Source organism: Pseudomonas sp. IT-P253, from assembly GCF_949768125.1.
Taxonomy (GTDB): domain Bacteria; phylum Pseudomonadota; class Gammaproteobacteria; order Pseudomonadales; family Pseudomonadaceae; genus Aquipseudomonas.
This window is the reverse complement of sequence record NZ_CATKPT010000010.1, coordinates 58,674-73,806: the sequence shown is the minus strand read 5'-3', so window position 1 is coordinate 73,806 and position 15,133 is coordinate 58,674. Positions and strand designations below refer to the sequence as shown.

15 protein-coding genes are annotated in these 15,133 nt (G+C 59.2%); 8 read left to right on the top strand and 7 right to left on the bottom strand.

Annotated elements, in window-relative coordinates; genetic code table 11:
- Positions 1–597, bottom strand: coding sequence for an NAD(P)H:quinone oxidoreductase (wrbA, locus tag ACM6IR_RS05670; protein ID WP_414906785.1), 597 nt, complete (start codon positions 595–597; stop codon positions 1–3).
- A complete protein-coding gene (arsC, locus tag ACM6IR_RS05665) occupies positions 594–947 on the bottom strand; it encodes an arsenate reductase (glutaredoxin) (RefSeq protein WP_414906784.1) in 354 nt (117 codons plus the stop codon). Before arsC ends, wrbA begins: the two co-directional genes overlap by 4 nt.
- 114 nt (positions 948–1,061) lie before the next feature.
- On the opposite strand from arsC, the gene ACM6IR_RS05660 reads away from it, so the two are divergent.
- Positions 1,062–1,529, top strand: a complete 468-nt coding sequence (locus tag ACM6IR_RS05660; RefSeq protein WP_414906783.1) for a TlpA family protein disulfide reductase — start codon at positions 1,062–1,064, stop codon at positions 1,527–1,529.
- Positions 1,530–1,706: 177 nt separating this feature from the next.
- Here the strand turns inward: ACM6IR_RS05660 and ACM6IR_RS05655 are convergent, their stop codons facing one another.
- The 4 genes from ACM6IR_RS05655 to ACM6IR_RS05640 all read right to left on the bottom strand — a co-directional run bounded on the left by ACM6IR_RS05655 (position 1,707) and on the right by ACM6IR_RS05640 (position 6,518).
- Complete coding sequence (locus tag ACM6IR_RS05655) at positions 1,707–2,111, bottom strand: META domain-containing protein (RefSeq protein ID WP_414906782.1); 405 nt, start codon at positions 2,109–2,111, stop codon at positions 1,707–1,709.
- Positions 2,111–2,545: a hypothetical protein gene (locus ACM6IR_RS05650; RefSeq protein ID WP_414906781.1), complete on the bottom strand. Its 435-nt coding sequence runs from the start codon at positions 2,543–2,545 to the stop codon at positions 2,111–2,113. The genes ACM6IR_RS05655 and ACM6IR_RS05650 overlap by 1 nt, the downstream gene beginning before the upstream one ends.
- 77 nt (positions 2,546–2,622) lie before the next feature.
- Positions 2,623–3,615, bottom strand: a complete 993-nt coding sequence (locus ACM6IR_RS05645) for a 2-hydroxyacid dehydrogenase (RefSeq protein ID WP_414906780.1) — start codon at positions 3,613–3,615, stop codon at positions 2,623–2,625.
- Between the two features lie 149 nt (positions 3,616–3,764).
- Entirely contained in the window at positions 3,765–6,518 is a 2,754-nt protein-coding gene (locus ACM6IR_RS05640) for a response regulator (protein WP_414906779.1), read from the bottom strand.
- Positions 6,519–6,730: 212 nt separating this feature from the next.
- Here ACM6IR_RS05640 and ACM6IR_RS05635 point away from each other — a divergent pair, with 212 nt between their 5' ends.
- Together ACM6IR_RS05635 and ACM6IR_RS05630 are read left to right on the top strand one after the other, a co-directional pair.
- Entirely contained in the window at positions 6,731–7,453 is a 723-nt protein-coding gene (locus ACM6IR_RS05635; protein ID WP_414906778.1) for a response regulator transcription factor, read from the top strand.
- Positions 7,454–7,643: 190 nt separating this feature from the next.
- Entirely contained in the window at positions 7,644–8,165 is a 522-nt protein-coding gene (locus ACM6IR_RS05630; RefSeq protein ID WP_414906777.1) for a hypothetical protein, read from the top strand.
- A gap of 48 nt (positions 8,166–8,213) precedes the next feature.
- Here the strand turns inward: ACM6IR_RS05630 and ACM6IR_RS05625 are convergent, their stop codons facing one another.
- Positions 8,214–8,594, bottom strand: a complete 381-nt coding sequence (locus tag ACM6IR_RS05625; RefSeq protein WP_414906776.1) for a hypothetical protein — start codon at positions 8,592–8,594, stop codon at positions 8,214–8,216.
- A gap of 336 nt (positions 8,595–8,930) precedes the next feature.
- On the opposite strand from ACM6IR_RS05625, the gene cysM reads away from it, so the two are divergent.
- From cysM to ACM6IR_RS05600, 5 genes are all read left to right on the top strand, one after another.
- The gene (gene cysM / locus ACM6IR_RS05620) at positions 8,931–9,833 is read left to right on the top strand and encodes a cysteine synthase CysM (RefSeq protein ID WP_414906775.1); all 903 of its coding nucleotides are present in this window, start codon (positions 8,931–8,933) and stop codon (positions 9,831–9,833) included.
- Entirely contained in the window at positions 9,833–11,185 is a 1,353-nt protein-coding gene (rlmD, locus tag ACM6IR_RS05615) for a 23S rRNA (uracil(1939)-C(5))-methyltransferase RlmD (RefSeq protein ID WP_414906774.1), read from the top strand. Before cysM ends, rlmD begins: the two co-directional genes overlap by 1 nt.
- A 123-nt stretch (positions 11,186–11,308) precedes the next feature.
- A complete protein-coding gene (relA, locus tag ACM6IR_RS05610; protein WP_414906773.1) occupies positions 11,309–13,552 on the top strand; it encodes a GTP diphosphokinase in 2,244 nt (747 codons plus the stop codon).
- A 156-nt stretch (positions 13,553–13,708) separates the two neighbouring features.
- Positions 13,709–14,542, top strand: coding sequence for a nucleoside triphosphate pyrophosphohydrolase (mazG, locus tag ACM6IR_RS05605; protein ID WP_414906772.1), 834 nt, complete (start codon positions 13,709–13,711; stop codon positions 14,540–14,542).
- 28 nt (positions 14,543–14,570) lie between these two features.
- Positions 14,571–15,113, top strand: a complete 543-nt coding sequence (locus tag ACM6IR_RS05600) for a DUF2058 domain-containing protein (RefSeq protein WP_414906771.1) — start codon at positions 14,571–14,573, stop codon at positions 15,111–15,113.
- Positions 15,114–15,133 lie beyond the last annotated feature (20 nt).

Sequence of the window (15,133 nt, the reverse complement as noted above, 5' to 3'; positions counted from 1 at the left end):
TCAGTTCCCCAACTGTTGCGCAGTCTTCGCCAAGCGCAGACCCAAGGCCCGGCACAGCGCCACTTCATGTTCATTCAAACCGCTTTTGCCATCGGCCCCGGCGTGATGGCTGGCGCCGTAAGGCGTGCCGCCGCCACGGGTTTCCAGCAGGGCCGACTCGCTGTAAGGCAGACCGGTGATCAACATGCCGTGGTGCAGCAGCGGCAACATCATCGACAGCAGTGTGGTTTCCTGGCCGCCGTGCAGGCTCGCGGTGGAGGTGAACACGCCGGCGGGCTTGCCCACCAGCGCGCCGGTCAGCCACAGGTTGCTGGTACCGTCGAGAAAATACTTGAGCGGCGCCGCCATATTGCCAAAGCGGGTCGGGCTGCCCATGGCCAGGCCTGCGCAATTCTTCAGGTCGTCGAGGCTGGCGTACAGCGCGCCTTCGTCAGGGATATCCGGCGACACGGCTTCGCACTCGGTCGAAATCGGCGGCACCGTGCGCAGGCGCGCTTCCATTCCGGCCTGCTCGACACCACGGGCTATCTGCCGGGCCATTTCATTGGTCGAGCCGCTGCGGCTGTAATACAACACCAGAATGTACGGCGCACTCACGGTAGCAACTCCAGCACACTCTCCGGCGGCCGGCCGATGATGGCCTTGTCGCCGACTTCAAGAATCGGTCGCTCCATGAGTTTCGGGTGAGCGGCGATGGCCGCGATCAGTTGCGCTTCGCTCAGGCTGGCGTCGGCCAGGTTGAGGGTCTTGTATTCGTCCTCACCGGTACGCAGCAGTTGCCGGGCGCTGATGCCGAGCTTGGTCAGCAAGCTCTGGATTTGACTGGTGTCCAGCGGGGTGTCGAGGTAGCGGACCACGGTCGGGGCCAGGCCACGGGCTTCGAGCAGTTCAAGCGCACCGCGGGATTTCGAGCAGCGCGGATTGTGATAAAGCGTCAGATCGGTCATGTGCGGGTCGCATCTTGCGGAAAGTGACGGCTATTCTAACTGGGCAGCGCGCAATCCAGAACCTTGGGAGGCGATGGGTCGCAGGCGCATTCAAATTTGAACAAGGATCACGACATGGCAAGACGACTGGCAGTGGCATTGGCGATTATCGGGGCGTTGATGCTGGGGGGCTGTGGCAATGACTATGGCACTGATCAGAATGGCCACAAAGTCGCCGCCGAACGCCTGGACAAACAGTGGCTGGTGCTCAATTACTGGGCCGAATGGTGTGGGCCATGCCGGACAGAAGTACCGCAGTTGAACGCGTTGGCCGATCAACTCAAGGACAGGAAGATCGGTGTGTTCGGGGTCAACTTCGACAATGTGCAGGGTGACGAACTAAAAATCGCCAGTGAGAAACTGGGGATTACGTTCACTGTGCTGGCGCAGGATCCGGCCGATCTGTTTGAGTTGCCGCACAGCGAGGTGTTGCCGGTGACCTACATCATCGATAACAAAGGCAAGGTGCGGGACCAGTTGATGGGCGAACAGACGGCGGCGGGGGTGATGGCGAAGCTTGAGGCGTTGCAGGCGAAGAATTGAGATGAATCTGTAAGCCGTAACACGATCTGTAGCAGCTGGCGCAGCCTGCGTTCGGCTGCGTAGCAGTCGTGAAATCAGGCGATGCGGTGTTTCAGGTAATCCGCGAGCACAGGTTTCACGACTGCTACGCAGCCGAACGCAGGCTGCGCCAGCTGCTACAAAATGGTGGTGTGATCATTAACCCTCTTCAAGCCACCAACGCAACGGCTTGCCTTCGGCCGGCCAGAAGCGCATCTGGTCGATCGGTGAAACGTCCCAGCGCTGCACGTTTTCCAGCGCCTGCAAGAAACGCTTTTCCTGTTCCATCAAAGCAGGCGCACACAGCTTGCGGGTGCTGCCGATCTTGCCGAAGCTCAATTTGCCGCCTTCCAAAGTGTACGGCGCAAACCAGTGGTTGCAGCCGCCATTGCCATACGCCCGACCATCTTCACCGAGGGTGATGGTCAGGTGGCTGTAGTCCATCAATGGACGCTCGCCGATCCACTCCAGAATGTAGCTGCGGTTCTGTTGCAACTGCGCAGGCGTAGCGGCGCAGCCCAGCAGGCTGGCGCCAACCATTACGGTCAGAGCGAGGTGTTTCATCACGCAGGCTCCTGGCATTTCGGGCACAGGTGTTTCTCGCCAACGGTGGTCCAGCCCAATTCGGCAACACGCACGTTGGCGGCAGGCCTTTCAGCCTTGTTACCCAGCTTGGCGTCGACCGCGAACTCGAAACTCAGCTCTTTGGCGCAACGGTCGCAATTGACTTTCCAGGTGTGGATTGCCAATTCGCCGAACACCGGACCACTCGCCACCGCAACCCATTGGCCGGGCGGGTTGATCAAGTGCCGAACCGTTTCGACGGTCAGGCGCATGGACAAGTCCTTGCTGCCTTTAAGGGTCACTACCAACACGTCGTTATTACGAATCGAGCCGCCGTTGCCGGTGACTTGATAACGCCCCGGCACCAGGGCGCGGCATTCGGTGAGGGTGTGTTGCGGGTTCATCAGGGTATAGCGGAAATCGTGTTCGACCATGGGTCCTCCAAATATGCGCGGCATGCTAGCACGGACATCAACGCAGCATGGCGCGGGCAGATGACCTTCGATCTGGTTCAGTCGTCCTTGACCAGATTCGCCGGTGCACCCGCCGCCCAGGCCGCAATGTTTTGCAAGGTGGTCGTGGCAATGGCGCCCAGCGCTTCGCGGGTCAGGAACGCCTGGTGAGCTGTCACGATCACGTTTGGAAAGGTCAGCAGTCGCGCCAGCACATCGTCCTGCAGCGGCAAGTCGGAACGGTCCTCGAAGAACAGTTGCGCCTCCTCTTCATACACATCCAGTCCCAGATAACCCAATTGGCCATCCTTCAACGCGTCAATCAGCGCCGGTGTGTCCACCAGACCGCCACGCCCGGTGTTGATCAACATCGCGCCGGGCTGCATGTGCGCCAGTGACTCGCGGTTGATCAAGTGTTTGCTCTGTTCATTGAGCGGGCAGTGCAGGCTGATGATCTGCGACTCGGCCAGCAGTTCCGGCAGGCTCAGGTAACGAGCGCCAAGGGCCTCGACTTGCGGGTTGGGGCAGGGGTCATAAGCCAGCAACCTGCAGCCGAATCCATTCATTATTTTCGCGAATGTGGCGCCGATCTGGCCGGTGCCCACCACGCCGACGGTTTTGCCTGCCAGGTCGAAGCCAGTCAACCCATGGAGGCTGAAATCCCCTTCGCGGGTGCGATTGTAGGCGCGATGCAGACGGCGGTTGAGTGCCAGGATCAGCGCCACCGCATGTTCGGCCACGGCGTGCGGTGAATAGGCCGGAACCCGAACAATCGCCAGCCCCAGGCGCTTTGCCACCGCCAGGTCAACATGGTTGTAACCGGCCGAGCGCAGGGCGATCAGGCGCGTGCCGCCAGCGGCCAGGCGTTCGAGCACGGGTGCGCTGAGGTCATCATTGATGAAGGCGCAAACCACTTCGTGATGCGCAGCCAACGCCACCGTATCGAGGCTCAGTCGGGCCGATTGAAAGTGCAGCTCGATGCCGGGGGGCAGGTCAGCCGCTAGAAAACTGTCGCGGTCGTAAGTCTGGCTGCTGAAAAGAATCGTGCGCATGCTGTCCTCCTGGAAAATTCACGTCTGACGTGCGTTCGCCTGTAGGAGCGAGCTTGCTCGCGAAAGACGTTAACGATAACGCGTTCATGTTGGATAAACGTGTCGCTCTCAGGTCTTTCGCGAGCAAGCTCGCTCCTACAAAGGCTACATCAAGCGTTGATGCGGGCCTGGGCGGCCAGACGATTGATGGCCCGGTCGAGTTCCTCAAGTGCGCTGTAGGCTCTCGGGTCTTGTTGCTTGAGCAGCGTTTCACTGCGCTGGCAGGCGGCACGCAGTTGCGGCACCCCGCAATAACGGGTCGCGCCGTGCAAGCGATGCACGCGTTCTATCAAGGCGTTGTGATCGTCGGTATCGCGGGCAAAGCGGATGGCTTCACGATCGGCCTCCAGCGAGGCGAGCAACATTGCCAGCATGTCCGCCGCCAGATCGGCTTTGCCGGCGGCCAGGCGCAAACCTTCTTCGTGATCGAGTACCTGCAATTCCAGCGTACCGATGTGGCGGTCGTCGGCCCGCTCTGGCCCCTGATTACGCAGTGCCAGGCCGCTCCACTTCAAGACCACTTGCGCCAGTTGCCGCTCGCTGATCGGTTTGGTCAGGTAGTCGTCCATGCCGCTTTGCAGCAGTGCACGCTTTTCGTTGGCCATGGCGTGGGCGGTGAGGGCGACGATGGGCAGCGGCGTGCAATGGCGCTCGCTTTCCCACTGACGGATTGCTTCGGTGCTCTGGCGGCCATCCATGCCTGGCATTTGCACATCCATCAACACCAGGTCGAACGTCTCGCTCTGCACTGCTTTGACCGCGGCGTAACCGCTTTCCACCGCCAGTACCTTGGCGCCCATGTCTTCCAGCAGGGTTTGCACCAGCAACAGGTTGGCCGGGTTGTCGTCGACGCAAAGCACTTTCGGTGCACGGCTCGACACGGGTTCGCCGGGGGCGCTGCGCTGCTGGCGCGGGTTGACCAGATCGGACAAGGCTCGACGTAGCTTTCGGGTGCAGGCCGGTTTGGATTGAAGCTGGCTGTGAGGGTTCGGCACCGAGAGGTGGAACAGCGTCTGTTCAGTGGTCGGGCACAGCACCAGCACTTTGCAACCCAGGTGTTCGAGGTCCCAGATATGTTGGTTGAGGCGCTCCGGCGGCATGTCGTTGCTGGTGATGCCGAGCACCGCCAGGTCGATTGCCTGGTCGGTCTGATGCGCGCCGGTCACGCCATTGGCCAAGCTTTCCAGGGTATTGAACGGGGTGACGACGAGGCCGCAGTCTTCCAGTTGATGCTGCAACGCCTGACGGGCCAGTTCATGGTTTTCCAGCACTGCCACCCGGCGTCCGAGCAGCGGGGGGCCGGGCAGGTCTTCGGCATCGTCGCGGGTTTTGGGCAGGCTCAAACTGATCCAGAACTCCGAGCCTTCACCCGGCGTGCTGTCGACGCCGATCTCGCCACCCATCTGCTCGATCAGTCGCTTGGAAATCACCAGCCCCAGACCGGTGCCTCCGGGTTGTCGGGACAGCGAATTGTCGGCCTGACTGAACGCCTGGAACAGCGCGCGCACGTCCTGGTTCGACAGGCCAATGCCGGTGTCCTGAATGCTGATGCGCAGCTGCACGCTGTCTTCATGGTCTTCTTCAAGCATGGCCCGTGCGACGATGGTGCCTTCACGAGTGAACTTGATGGCGTTGCTCACAAGATTGGTGAGGATCTGCTTGAGCCGCAGCGGATCACCCACCAGCGACAACGGCGTATCGCGGTAAACCAGGCTCACCAACTCCAGCTGCTTGGCGTGGGCGGCGGGGGCGAGGATGGTCAGGGTGTCCTGGAGCAGGTCACGCAAGTTGAACGGAATATGGTCGAGCACCAGTTTGCCGGCCTCGATTTTCGAGAAGTCGAGGATCTCGTTGATAATCCCCAGCAAGCTGTCGGCGGATTTTTCGATGGTGCCCAGATAATCGAGCTGGCGCGGGGTCAGTTCGCTTTTTTGCAGCAGATGCGTGAAGCCGAGAATGCCGTTGAGCGGCGTGCGGATTTCATGGCTCATGTTGGCCAGAAACTCGGATTTGATCCGGCTCGCCTCCAGCGCTTCCTTGCGCGCCAGGTCGAGCTCGATGTTCTGGATCTCGATGGTTTCCAGGTTCTGGCGCACATCTTCGGTGGCCTGATCAACGCTGTGCTGCAGTTCTTCCTGAGCGTTTTGCAGCGTGCCGGCCATGCGATTGATGCCGGACGCCAGTTCATCCAGCTCCTGACTGCCGAGTGGCGGCAGGCGGGTTTCCAGATGACCGTCCTTGAGATGCGATACGGCCTGTTTGATCTGGCTGATCGGCCGGTTGATCGTGCGGCCCATACGCAATGCCAGCAGCGCGGCACCGGCCAGGCCCGCGCCGATTAACAGCAGGCTGGCGAACAGGCTGCGGTAGCCGCGCAGCAGCATGCCGTTGTGGGACAATTCGACTTCTACCCAACCCAGCAAGCGGTCGGCCTCATCGGGAATCAAGTCGCCGGCCAGGTTGCGGTGCTTGCCGAACACCGGCAGCAGATAACGCGTCGCATCGTTGCCACTGCGGCGCAGCATCTGCGAACCATCGCCCTGCGGGGCCTGATTGAGCATGGTGGGGCCGGCATGGGCCAGAGGGGTTCGGTCCGGGGCGAGGAAGGTCACCGCGCGCACGTCGGGCGTCTCCAGGGATTGGGTGGCGATGCGCTCCAGCAGGTCAGCGTCCTTGTGACCCAGGGCCGGGGCCACCAGGGGCGCCAGCTGTTCGGCGATCATTTCGCCGCGCTGCATGAGCTGGGTTTGCAGGTCGGACTGCTGCATCCAGGTGAAATAGCCGCCCAGAACCAACGCCATCAAGCTGGTTGGCAACAGGGTCAGCAACAGCACGCGGCCTTTAATTCCCAGTTTCTTGAGCACGCATCTCTCCTGCATCCCGCTATTAATGACCTGCGCGCACGTCCAGCACGCACCACCTGCGCAGTGTAGCGATTTGCTTGCGGGCAATCTTCGTAAATTGATGTCGTCGTCCGTCGATCGTTCCAGCACTTTTACCTTGCTGGCAAACCTTGGGTTGCCGCTGGCGAAGCAATCTTGAATAATCTCTGATTGAGAATTATTTGCAGATAGTCATGACTCCCATCCCTGTTGGACATCCCCGCATTCTTTCCATCGAAGACGACCTCGTACTGGGTGCTTATGTCCGTGAGTATCTGGGGGGCTGTGGCTTTCAGGTGACGTGGTGTCGGAACGGGCAGGAAGGGCTGGCCATTGCCCGGCAGCAGGCTTTCGATGTCGTGCTGATGGATATTCTACTGCCAGGGTTGGATGGTCTTTCGGTACTGACAGCGCTGCGCAAAAGCCATTCAACCCCGGTATTGCTGATGTCGGCGCTCGGTGCCGAGTCGGATCGCATCAACGGCTTTCGCCTGGGCGCCGATGATTATTTGCCCAAACCGTTCAGCATGGTGGAGTTGCGGGTGCGCATAGAAGCCATCCTGCGACGCGTGGCACTCGATCGCCGTCCAGCGCCGGCACCGATTGCAACTTCGGCGCACAGCCTGCGTTTTGATGATGAACGCGGTGATGTCTGGTATGGCAAGCACGCTGCGGGTCTGACCCGCAGCGAGTATCGACTGCTGGATACGCTGAATCGTAACGGTGATGAAGTCTTGAGCAAGGCGTTCCTTTATCAGCATGTGCTGCAACGCGGTTATGCGGCCCACGACCGTAGCCTGGACATGCACATCAGCCAGATCCGTCGAAAACTCAAAGGCATCGGCTACACCGAGTGGGAAGTACGCACGGTGTGGGGCAAAGGTTATGTATTGAGTGCCGCTGATGAAAGGGGCTGATCTGAGCGTTTCGGATGCGGAGAATGGATGTAAAAAAACATTGTCTTAATACATTCATACATCTTCTGCGGATATGTCCTACGAGATAAAAGATGTTTAAGTAGGATGTTTCTGAAAATAGCAGCCCGCTATCAAGACTTTAAATGGATGGTCGATATTCAACTTGCGGCTAACTCAAGGAGTATCGTCAATGAACGTTCTGATCAGAATGCCTGTTTTGTCAATGCAGGCTGATGCCTATGTTATTAAAAACCCTCGAGAGACAAAAAACGCTCATACCATAACCCATGGCGAGAAGGCTGCGGAGGTATTGGGTTTGACAAGCGAGTCTTTGATTGGTGAATTGAAAGACTTGATAAAGGGGTGCGATTTTACATCGATAAGTACTAACGAACTTGCAAGGATCGGATCAAGGCTCGGTGAGCTTGATCTGATAGATGATCATGTTGCCTGCGCTTTTATATCAGGGAATATGACGACTGATAAATATGGTCGCCAAACTGAAAAAGACGTTAAATATAATGCGATCGCCATGTTTAATCAGATGCTGGGTGATAATAAAGCATACGCCCGCACATGGCCTATGTACGCTCAGCAAGAGTCATTCAAGATCATAACGAGGGCGTTGCTGGGTGCCAATCAGGCTATAAATGCACTCTCTTTTTTTGCCAATTCAGCTGGAAGCGATCTGTCTGTCAGCATTCAAGCCTAAGTCAGCCAGTGCCCGAAAAATAATGACGGGTACCGGCAATCTCATTGTTTATCGAGCGTAACGCGTGGAGCCAGAATATTGTCTGTCGACGGAAAGTTTATTTACATGGCGGACCCTATAAGTCCCCAGCGGTCCAAGTGCTGAAGCAGTATTGCCAGAACCACCGGCGACTTGTGTCCAGGTTGAGCCTGTTAGTCTGTCAATGTATAGCTCCGGGGGAGTGCCCACGCCGAGGGCGGTAATATTGGAAGAAATATTGGCCTGCCGACATCCGTTAACACTGGTAATGGTGAACGGCCCCTGTGCAATAACAAAGGAGTTGGCGGATACGGTGCCATTATAAGTGTTAAGAATATTAGTGCATGCAGCAGAAACCTGGCCGGTTGCAAGAATCAGGCTCGCGAGAGAAAGCGCAAGAACAATCTTCATGTTTATGCTCGTTGCAGGTAGTAACCGATTTGTTGGCAGGGGCGTCCCCCTTGGTTGAACGCTGAGCGCATAACAAAAGACTATCCATGGAAATCGTTGCGCACTAGTTCATGCCTGTCGCTACGGTCTGCGGGAAATGTCTGATGGGGGCGGTGAACGATGCAGTGACCGAGTCACGGCCTTCGCGGGCAAGTCGGATCGCGAAGAGGACCGCACATCCACCACAGAAAAGCCGGCTTATTCCCATAAGCCATAAGCACCACACTTTGCGTGATATGGCCTGCGCACGTTTGCCGGTATGATAGGCCCCCCCGCAGTCTGGATTGCGAATACGCCATGACCTTGCAGTACCCAACCATCGCCGATTGCGTCGGCAACACTCCGCTGGTCCGTTTGCAGCGCCTGCCTGGCGCCACCAGCAACACCCTTTTGCTCAAGCTCGAAGGGAATAACCCGGCGGGTTCGGTCAAGGACCGTCCGGCGCTGTCGATGATCACCCGTGCCGAATTGCGCGGGCAGATCCACGTCGGCGATACGCTGATTGAAGCGACCTCGGGCAATACCGGGATCGCGCTGGCGATGGCCGCCGCGATCAAGGGTTACAAAATGATCCTGATCATGCCGGACAACTCCAGCGCCGAGCGCAAAGCCGCGATGACGGCGTATGGCGCCGAGTTGATTCTGGTCACCCAGGAAGAAGGCATGGAAGGCGCCCGCGACCTCGCCCAGCGTATGGAAGCCGAAGGCCGTGGCAAGGTGCTGGATCAGTTCGCCAACGGGGACAACCCGCAAGCGCACTACACCACCACCGGCCCGGAAATCTGGCGCCAGACCGAGGGCACCATCACCCATTTCGTCAGTTCGATGGGCACCACCGGCACCATCATGGGCGTTTCGCGCTACTTGAAAGAGCAGAACGAAAACGTGCAGATCATCGGCCTGCAACCGATGGAAGGCTCGGCCATTCCGGGCATCCGTCGCTGGCCGCAGGAATACCTGCCGAAGATTTACCAGGCCGATCGCGTGGACCGGATCGTCGACATGGCGCAAAGCGAAGCCGAAGACGTGACCCGTCGTCTGGCACGCGAAGAAGGCATCTTCTGCGGTGTGTCCTCGGGCGGTGCCGTGGCCGCGATGCTGCGCTTGTCTAAAGAAGTTGAAAACGCGGTGATCGTCGCGATCATCTGCGACCGTGGCGACCGTTACTTGTCGACCGGCATTTTCGACGCGCCAAACTGATGGCCAAGCAAGAGAGAGGCCTGCGCTTCCAGCCCACCGGTGGCAGCAAGGCCCCGCAAATTCCGACCGGCAAAAAGCAGCGCTTGAGCATCGAGCGCCTGGCCAATGACGGTCGTGGAATCGCGTTTTTCGAAGGCCGCACCTGGTTCGTCATCGGCGCATTGGCCGGTGAAGAAGTCGAGGCGCGCGTGTTGGGCGCTCACGGCAAAGTGGTCGAGGCCCGCACCGAGCGAGTGTTCCGGGCCAGTGAGCTGCGTCGTCCGGCCCCGTGCCCGCATGCCGCTCGCTGTGGTGGTTGCAGCGTGCAGCATCTGCCGCACAACGATCAACTCGCGCTGAAACAGCGCATGCTCGCCGAGCAACTGTCGAAGGTCGCGGGTGTCGAGCCCGAAGCGTGGGCCGCACCGTTGAGCGGTCCGGAATTCGGCTATCGTCGTCGCGCCCGCATCGCGGTGCGCTGGGACATGAAAGCCAAAAAACTCGAGGTCGGTTTCCGCGCTGCTGGCAGTCAGGACATCGTTGCGATCAACGAATGCCCAGTGCTGGTACAGCCCTTGCAGCCGATCATGACCCACCTGCCGGAAATGCTCCGCCGTTTAAGCAAGCCTCAGGCGCTGGGTCATGTGGAGTTGTTCAGCGGCTCATCGCTGGCGGTTTTGCTGCGGCACATGGCGCCCTTATCCGACGCCGACTTGACGATCCTCAAGGATTTCTGCGCTTTCCACGACGCCCAATTGTGGCTGCACGGTGACGGCGAACCGCAACCGGTCGAGGCCGATCAGTCGCTGGGCTATCGACTCGAGCAATGGGATCTGGACCTGGCGTACCGACCGGGTGACTTCATCCAGGTCAATGCCGGGGTTAATGAGGCAATGATTGCCCAGGCACTGGACTGGCTGAAACCGACAGCCGATGATCGCGTTCTCGATCTATTCTGTGGGTTGGGTAACTTCGCATTGCCGCTGGCCAAAGCGGTTCGCGAAGTTGTGGCGGTGGAAGGTGTGCAAGCGATGGTCGATCGGGCTGCGGCGAACGCCGCTAGCAACAATCTGCATAACGCACGGTTTTTTCAGGCCGATTTATCCAAGCCTTTGACCGATGCCGAATGGGCCAGCGAAGGCTTTTCTGCGGTACTCTTGGACCCTCCGCGTGACGGTGCTTTCGAGGCCGTGCGCAAACTGGCAACCCTGGGGGCCAAACGGTTGGTGTACGTGTCGTGCAACCCTGCAACGCTGGCGCGCGATACGGTTGAATTGGTCAAGCAGGGCTACCGGTTAAAACGTGCCGGGATTCTCGATATGTTTCCTCAGACGGCGCATGTCGAGGCCATGGCGTTATTTGAAGCGAGCTAGGAAGGCTCGTCTGGTCCGACTGGCCCGCCCGTGCAGCCGCGCACCAGCCCCGCGTGGGCTCACGGGCAACGAAGGTCAGCGATTTTGACGCATTGAATCTGCGTCGTAGGGAAGGTAAGCAAGATGGTACAGGTGAGAGCACACCAGCCGATCAACACCGACGGCAGTATCAATCTCGAGGCTTGGCTCGATCACGCGGTCAGTGTCGATCCGGCACTGGATCGCGAAGCCTTGAAAGACGCGTGCGAGTTCGCTCGTACCTCCGAACAACAAGCCAATGCAGCGAAGAACCTGTGGTCCGAAGGGACTTCGAGTTTTCGTACGGGCCTTGAGATCGCCGAGATTCTCGCCGACCTCAAACTCGATCAGGATTCGTTGGTCGCAGCGGTCCTGTACCGTGGCGTGCGCGAAGGCCAGATTGAATTGCCGGCGGTCAGCCAGCGTTTCGGTCCGGTGGTCGCCAAACTGATCGATGGCGTGCTGCGCATGGCGGCGATCAGTGCCAGCCTCAGCCCCCGCCAATCCCTGGTGCTGGGTACTCAGGGCCAGGTGGAAAACCTGCGCAAAATGCTGGTGGCCATGGTCGACGACGTGCGCGTCGCGCTGATCAAGCTGGCGGAGCGCACCTGCGCGATCCGTGCGGTGAAAACTGCCGACGACGAGAAGCGCAATCGCGTGGCCCGTGAAGTCTTCGACATTTATGCGCCGCTTGCCCACCGTCTCGGTATCGGTCACATCAAGTGGGAGCTGGAGGATCTGTCCTTCCGTTACCTTGAGCCCGATCAGTACAAGCAGATTGCCAAGTTGCTGCACGAGCGGCGACTGGATCGCGAGCGTTTTATTGCCGATGTGATGAGCCAGTTGAAGAATGAGCTGACCGCCACGGGCGTCGATGCCGACATCAGCGGCCGGGCCAAACACATCTATTCGATCTGGCGCAAAATGCAGCGCAAGGGTCTGGAGTTCAGCCAGATCTACGACGTGCGCGCCGTGCGCGTGCTGGTGCCGGAGATGCGCGACTGCTACACCGCGCTCGGCATCGTCCACACCTTGTGGCGCCACATCCCGAAAGAGTTCGACGACTACATCGCCAACCCCAAGGAGAACGGCTACCGCTCTTTGCACACAGCGGTGATCGGGCCTGAGGGCAAGGTGCTGGAAGTACAGATCCGCACCCACGCCATGCACGAAGAAGCCGAGCTGGGTGTTTGCGCGCACTGGCGTTACAAAGGTACCGACGTCAAATCCGGTTCCAATCACTACGAAGAGAAAATCTCCTGGCTGCGGCAGGTGCTCGAGTGGCACGAAGAGCTGGGCGACATTGGTGGTCTGGCTGAACAACTGCGGGTCGATATCGAACCTGACCGGGTCTACATCTTCACCCCGGACGGTCACGCCATCGACTTGCCCAAAGGCGCGACGCCGTTGGACTTCGCCTACCGCGTGCACACTGAAATCGGTCATAACTGCCGCGGCGCCAAGATCAACGGGCGGATCGTGCCGCTCAACTACAGCCTGCAAACCGGTGAACAGGTCGAGATCATCACCAGCAAGCACGGCACTCCGAGCCGTGACTGGCTGAACTCGAACCTGGGTTACGTCACCACCTCGCGAGCGCGGGCGAAGATCGTTCACTGGTTCAAATTGCAGGCTCGGGATCAGAACGTCGCAGCCGGTAAAAACCTGCTCGAGCGCGAACTCACTCGCCTCGGTCTGCCAGCGGTGGATTTCGACAAGCTGGCCGAAAAGGCCAACATGAAGACCGCCGAGGACATGTTCGCCGCACTCGGTGCCGGCGATTTGCGCCTGGCGCAACTGGTCAACCTGGCGCAGCAACTGGTCGAGCCGGAACGCGGCAGCGAACAGCTGGAATTAATCCCGCGTAAAGCCACCGGTTACAAACCGGGCAAGCGCGGCGATATCCAGATCCAGGGCGTCGGCAACCTGATGACCCAGATGGCGGGCTGCTGCCAGCCGCTGCCGGGGGATGCGATCGTTGGGTACATCACCCAGGGCCGCGGTGTGAGCATTCACCGTCAGGACTGCGCCTCGGTGCTGCAACTGGGCGGGCGCGAGCCGGAGCGGATCATCCAGGTCAGCTGGGGCCCGGTGCCGGTGCTCACCTATCCGGTCGACATCATCATCCGTGCCTACGACCGGTCCGGTTTGCTGCGAGACGTTTCCCAGGTATTGCTCAACGAGCGAATCAACGTGCTGGCGGTCAACACCCGCTCGAACAAGGAGGACAACACCGCGCTGATGTCCCTGACCATCGAGATTCCGGGGCTGGATGCGTTGGGTCGTTTGCTGGGGCGGATTTCCCAGTTGCCGAACATCATTGAAGCCCGGCGTAACCGTACGCCGTGATGATCAATGCGTTGACACGCGTGGCTTGTTCACCGCCGATCCAGTGTGGGAGCGAGCTTGCTCGCGATGACGGTCTAACATTCAACACCTGAGTTGACTGTTGGTCCGCTATCGCGAGCAAGCTCGCTCCCACAGGTTATCAGTAGAGACTGATTGATGTATTCACTTGAAGATCTGTTGCACCTGATGAACCGACTGCGCGACCCGCAGTTCGGCTGTCCGTGGGACATCAAGCAAACCTACGCCACCATCGTCCCCCACACCCTTGAGGAAGCCTACGAAGTCGCCGACGCCATCGAGCGCGGTGACTTCGATCACTTGCAGGGTGAGTTGGGCGATCTACTGTTTCAGGTGGTCTATTACAGCCAACTGGCCAGGGAAGAAGGGCGTTTCGAATTCGCCGGTGTCGTCGACAGCATTACTCGCAAGCTGATCCGCCGTCATCCCCACGTGTTCCCCACCGGCGATCTGTATGCGCCGCTGGATGTCCCGCGTCTGAGTGAAGAGCAGGTCAAGCAACGCTGGGAAGAGATCAAGGCTGAAGAGCGCGCCGAGAAATCATCCGCGCCGCAGCAGTTGTCGTTGCTCGACGACGTACCCACGGCACTGCCGGCGCTGTCTCGATCAGCCAAGTTGCAGAAGCGGGCAGGGCAGGTCGGTTTCGACTGGCCGGACGCCTTGCCGGTGCTGGATAAGGTCCGCGAAGAGCTTGATGAGGTGCTCGAAGCCATGGCCGATAACGACTCGGTAGCGATTGCCGATGAGGTTGGGGATCTGCTGTTTTCAGTGGTCAATCTGGCGCGTCATCTCAAGGTCGATCCGGAAACTGCACTGCGTGGCGCCAACAGCAAGTTCGAAAGACGCTTCCGTTTTATCGAGCAGGCATTGCGCGACACCCACCGTCCCATAGAAGATTGCACCCTTGATGAGTTGGACGCCTTGTGGGGCGAAGCCAAACGTCAGGAAAAGAATTTGCCCAGCTGCGGTTGAGCAGTTGCCTAAGTGAGAAATAAGCACCATGAGCATTTCCCTTCGCGACCAGTTACTCAAAGCAGGGCTGGTCAACCAAAAGCAGGCCAAACAGGTCGGCAAAGAGAAGCAGAAACAACAGCGCCTGGTTCATAAAGGCCAGATCGAACAGGACGACACCCAGCAGCGCCTGGCCCAGGAAGCGATGGCGGAAAAGGTCAAGCGCGACCAGGAACTCAACCGTCAGCAGCAGGAGAAGGCTGAGGCCAAGGCTCGCGCTGCGCAGGTCAAGCAGTTGATCGAAGTCTCGCGTCTGCCAAAGCTTGCGACCGAGGACTACTACAACTTCGTCGACGACAAGAAGGTCAAGCGCCTCTGCGTCAACACGCTGATGCGCAATAAGCTCAGCAACGGTTCGCTGGCAATCGTGCACCATGCCGGCGGCTACGAAGTGATCCCGCGTGAAGCGGCCCTGAAGATCCAGGAGCGCGATCCACAGCGTATCGTGCAATTGAACGTGCAGACTGAAGAAGCGGCTGCTGAAGACGATCCGTACGCGGCTTATCAGATCCCGGATGATCTGATGTGGTAAGCCGTTAGAGGCTGCAACAA